The following is a 3,236-nucleotide window of genomic DNA, read 5'->3' as shown; positions in this document are numbered from 1 at the left end:
ATGCTGCAAGGCGCGATCGCGGCGTTCGACCTGTTCTGCATGCTGCTCCAGCGCGATGGCATGTCGCAGCTCGTCTACAAGCACGCCGTGTCGACGATCCAGCCGTCGCGACCGCTCAACCTTGCCGAGGAGCAGGACGAGGATTGATCTGGGTGCCGATGGTGCAGGTGCGCGCATGAGCGCCGGGTTCGAGCGCGACCGCGACGACTTCGCACGCGGCGCGAAGGCGATCGTGGTGTTTCCCGATCTCGGTGGATCGTCGCGCGACGCGGAGGCCCGTTTGGACGAAACCGCAGGCCTGGCCGCCGCGATCGGCGTCGAGGTGGTCGAACGTGTCGCGCTCCGCGTCCGCGCACCGCGGGCTGCGACGCTGATCGGCAGCGGTCAGATCGAGGAACTGGCTGCGCGCGTGCGGATGGAGGAAGCGCAGCTGATTGTCTTTGACGGCGCATTGACTCCGATCCAACAACGCAATCTCGAAACCGCGCTTGAAACCAAGGTGATCGACCGGACCGGACTGATCCTCGAAATATTCGGGGAACGAGCGGCAACGGCCGAGGGTCGCTTGCAGGTCGAACTAGCACACCTCGACTATCAGTCGGGGCGGCTGGTTCGCAGCTGGACACACTTGGAGCGGCAGCGCGGCGGTTTCGGATTTCTCGGTGGTCCTGGTGAAACGCAGATCGAGGCGGATCGGCGATTGATCCGCGACCGGATGGCTCGCCTCAGGCGCGAGCTCGATCAGGTGACACGCACCCGTGGGCTTCACCGCGAGCGACGTCAGCGGGCACCCTGGCCGGTGATCGCGCTTGTCGGCTATACCAATGCGGGCAAGTCGACGCTGTTCAATCGTCTGACCGGCAGTCACGTGATGGCGGAGGACCTGCTGTTCGCGACGCTGGATCCGACGCTCCGGCAGATTTCGCTGCCCGGTCTCGACAAGGCAATTCTGTCGGACACGGTCGGCTTCGTCTCGGAACTGCCGACGCAACTGGTCGCGGCATTCAAGGCAACGCTGGAGGAGGTCGTATCCGCCGACCTGCTGATCCACGTCCGCGATATCGCGCATCCCGATACCGAGGCGCAGCGTGCCGATGTGGAAGCGGTTCTGGAGGAGATCGGTGTAGCCGAGACAACACCGCGGATCGAGGCGTGGAACAAGCTCGACCTGATCGATCCCGCCGATCGCGACGCGCTGATGGCGGATGCCGAGCGACGCGAGGACGTGATGACGCTCTCGGCGCTGACCGGGGAAGGGGTCGAGAACCTCGTCCGCCAGGCAGCGGCGCGCCTGACCACGGGTCATCGACGTTATGTCGTCACGCTCGATCCCGCCGACGGTGCAGCTGCGGCTTGGCTGCATCAGCACGGAGAGGTTCTGTCGCAGGACATCGAAGCCGACCGCGCGCGCTACGAGGTGCGTATGGCGGAGCGGGATTTCGAGCGGTTTCAGCAGCGGGCCGATTAGGCGGGTAGCGGGTCAGCCGGGGTCCACCTCGGCGCGCTTAACCTGCTGCCACAATGCTTCTTTCTGATCGAGAGAGAGCGAGGCGAACTCGTCACTCGATTGCTCCATCGCGCGAAAGCGTCGCTCGAACTTGGCGGTCGCGCGCCGCAGCGCCGCCTCGGCGTCGACACCCAGATGGCGCGCCCAGTTGACGGTCGCAAACAGCAGATCGCCGATCTCATCCTCACGCTCGTCCGCGGTCTTCGCAGCCGCGACCTCGGCAAGTTCCTCGTCGATCTTGGCGCGCGGGCCGTCGACATCGGGCCAGTCGAACCCGACGCGCGCCGCGCGGTTCTGAATTTTCTCGGCCCGTTGAAGCGCCGGAAGAGCGAGCGCGACGCCGTCCAGTGTACCGGCCGCGCCTTTTGCTTTGCGCTCGGCGGCCTTGACCTGTTCCCACAGATGGTGACCACCGTCGGACGCGTCGCCGAAGATATGCGGATGGCGGCGCTCCATTTTGTCGCTGATCGTGGCGGCGACATCGTCAAAGGTGAAAAGGCCGTCTTCCTCCGCGATGCGGCTGTGGAACACGACCTGAAGAAGGAGGTCGCCGAGTTCGTCCTTCAGATCTTCCATGTCACGGCGTGTGATCGCGTCGGCGACCTCGTAAGCTTCTTCAATCGTGTACGGTGCGATGGTTTCGAACGTCTGCGCGCGATCCCAATCGCAACCATCGGGCGAGCGGAGCCGGCGCATGATGCCGAGGAGACGATCAATCATCGCAAATCAGATCCAAACACAAGATCGATAATAGACATTATGTAAAGCATGGCGAGATGGTTAGGGTGCGAGCAGCGCTACAAGGACGAACGCGCCGCCAAAGATCACCAACCACGCCCCCGCGTAAAGCAGCACGGTTCGCGTCGGCAGTCGCCGCGCTGCGAGTGCCGACAGCGGCAATACCAACAGCAATGCATATATTAGCGCCTGACTAACGTGACCGCTCACCAATGGCGCTCCCATCCGTCATAGCCCGGCTCGATCCCCGCCGGCAGCTCGCCGCACAAAGTACGATAATCCATCGACTGATCCATGTGGACCAGCACAGAATGCTTCGGAGACAGATCGGAAATCCAGCCGAGGACGGTGGGCAGATCGGCATGCGACGGATGCGGATGCCGTCGGAGCGCATCGACGATCCAGACGTCTAGGTCGCCGTACAACGCGCGCATGGCATCGGTCATGCCGCTCACGTCGGTGGCGTAGCCGATCGCGACGCCGCCGGCCTCGAATCTTAGTCCCGCCGAAGTGATCGACCCGTGCGGCTGATCGATTACGCGAACGCGAATATCGCCGATCACTAGCTCCTCGTCGACAACACCTAGATCGACGGTTGGCGGATAGCCCCCGCTTCCCTCGAATACGTAGCCGAACTGCTGATGCAGCAGCGCAGCGGTCTTCGGGCGTGCCCAGGCGGGCACGGGTGTGCCGCGCGCGTGATAGACTTGCCGGAGATCGTCGATGCCGAACACATGGTCGGCGTGCGCGTGCGTCCAGATCACGGCATCGACCGCGCCGACACTGGCGGCGAGCAATTGTTCGCGCATGTCAGGCCCGGTATCGACCAGGATGCGCGTACCCTCGTGCTCGATCAGGATCGAGGCGCGCGTTCGCCGATTGCGCGGCTCGTCCGGGTCGCAGGCACCCCAGTCGTTGCCGATCCGCGGCACGCCGGAGGATGTGCCCGAGCCGAGGATGCGAACCTTCACGCCGCAGCCTTGATCCCGGT

General features: G+C 64.2%; 4 protein-coding genes. 2 read left to right on the top strand and 2 right to left on the bottom strand.

Going from position 1 to position 3,236, the window contains the following annotated elements; genetic code table 11:
• A partial coding sequence (locus QZ847_RS07400) for an RNA chaperone Hfq (protein ID WP_294354929.1) occupies positions 1-147 on the top strand: 147 nt, incomplete at its 5' end.
• A 28-nt stretch (positions 148-175) separates the two neighbouring features.
• Positions 176-1,468 carry a GTPase HflX gene (hflX, locus tag QZ847_RS07395; RefSeq protein WP_294354923.1) on the top strand — a complete coding sequence of 431 codons (1,293 nt, stop codon included), beginning with the start codon at positions 176-178 and terminating at the stop codon, positions 1,466-1,468.
• A gap of 12 nt (positions 1,469-1,480) precedes the next feature.
• Here hflX and mazG read toward each other — a convergent pair whose 3' ends face one another.
• Together mazG and QZ847_RS07385 are read right to left on the bottom strand one after the other, a co-directional pair.
• Positions 1,481-2,227 carry a nucleoside triphosphate pyrophosphohydrolase gene (gene mazG, locus QZ847_RS07390; protein WP_294354920.1) on the bottom strand — a complete coding sequence of 249 codons (747 nt, stop codon included), beginning with the start codon at positions 2,225-2,227 and terminating at the stop codon, positions 1,481-1,483.
• Positions 2,228-2,451: 224 nt separating this feature from the next.
• Positions 2,452-3,216 (bottom strand): MBL fold metallo-hydrolase, encoded by a 765-nt coding sequence (locus QZ847_RS07385; RefSeq protein ID WP_294354926.1) that lies wholly within the window; start codon positions 3,214-3,216, stop codon positions 2,452-2,454.
• Positions 3,217-3,236 lie beyond the last annotated feature (20 nt).

The organism is uncultured Sphingomonas sp., assembly GCF_913778135.1.
Lineage (GTDB): Bacteria > Pseudomonadota > Alphaproteobacteria > Sphingomonadales > Sphingomonadaceae > Sphingomonas.
Note: the sequence above shows the minus strand (reverse complement) of the source record. Positions and strands in the feature narration are given on the sequence as shown.